General features: G+C 63.1%; 1 protein-coding gene. It reads right to left on the bottom strand.

Translation table 11 applies throughout. From position 1 onward, the window contains the following. Positions 1 to 55 precede the first annotated feature (55 nt). On the bottom strand, positions 56 to 314 hold a 259-nt coding region (locus tag ACFIKI_RS08470), incomplete at its 5' end, for a recombination protein NinG (protein ID WP_375666766.1).

Genomic DNA, 314 nt, shown 5'->3' with positions numbered 1-314 from the left:
AGTAACTCCTCGGCCTGTCGCAACTCCACGGGCACGGTCAGGGTCAGGTCTCGCTTCATGCGTGGCTCTCTTTCTTCAGTTGCTTGGTCTTGGCTCGGTACTCGTCACGGATGGCGTCGATCTCTTCGGCGGTGTGGCGCCTGGGCGTGCTGTCTGCCTCCAGCGCCTCCACAAACTCGATCCCGTAACGCGCGATCAGGCCGGCTCGGAAACCGATGGCGTTGCCATGAAGGTGCGTATTGCACGGGGCGCATTGGCGATGGATGTTGCGAGGGTCCAGGGCAAGGTGAACGGCTGCGCCGCGACTGCGGTAG

It is taken from the genome of Bartonella sp. TT121SHDZB, from assembly GCF_042193415.1.
Taxonomy (GTDB): domain Bacteria; phylum Pseudomonadota; class Alphaproteobacteria; order Rhizobiales; family Rhizobiaceae; genus Bartonella.
The sequence above is the reverse complement of the archived record's forward strand: the minus strand, read 5'-3'. Positions and strand labels throughout refer to the sequence as shown.